Below are 583 nucleotides of genomic sequence, written 5' to 3' on the forward strand. Positions count from 1 at the left end.
AGGTTTTGTTGCGTGCGAGGCACTTTACCTTCTTTTAAGTCAGTCAGAATAACATCAATATCGAGTTCCATTAGTCCTCCAATAAGTTCGGTAGTGCGATGCCATCTAGATTAATGGCTTTATCAGTCAGAGCATGAATGCCCTCAGAGAACAGCTTGTTATCAGTCAGGTATTCACCCGCTTCTATGTAGCTCGCCACCTTACGGTAACCTTCGAGCTTGTCGTCAGGGTCAGCAATTTTCGCCATTTGGCGCAGCATAGCATTGGCGGCGATGAGCTGTTGTTTGTCGTCCATTTCCATGAAAATCGGCTCAACGCCTTTTTTCATCAGCACACGACTGAGTTGCATCGAGCGCTTTTGAATAACAGGGGTTTTACGCAGTTCGTCCTGTAAATCAGGGTAAAACTCCGCGTCATCACAAAGCAGCGATAAGTGCAGTAATTCAGAGTCGGTTTCGATAAATTTCAAGGCATGGCTGACATCTTGCTCAGAGCCAACCGCAATCAGTTTATCTTTGGTATCATCCTCATGTCTGGCTTCTTCGACGCGAATGATTTTCTGAATCAGCTCAAAACACGCTAC

The 583-nt window shown here is 45.6% G+C and carries 1 pseudogene; it reads right to left on the reverse strand.

Annotated features, from left to right (window positions below):
* Window positions 1–70: 70 nt before the first annotated feature.
* Window positions 71–583: pseudogene (locus BCU91_RS12805) on the reverse strand (integrase); the annotation flags it as partial.

Origin of the sequence: Shewanella sp. 10N.286.52.B9 (genome assembly GCF_002873635.1) — a bacterium.
Taxonomy (GTDB): Bacteria; Pseudomonadota; Gammaproteobacteria; order Enterobacterales; family Shewanellaceae; genus Shewanella.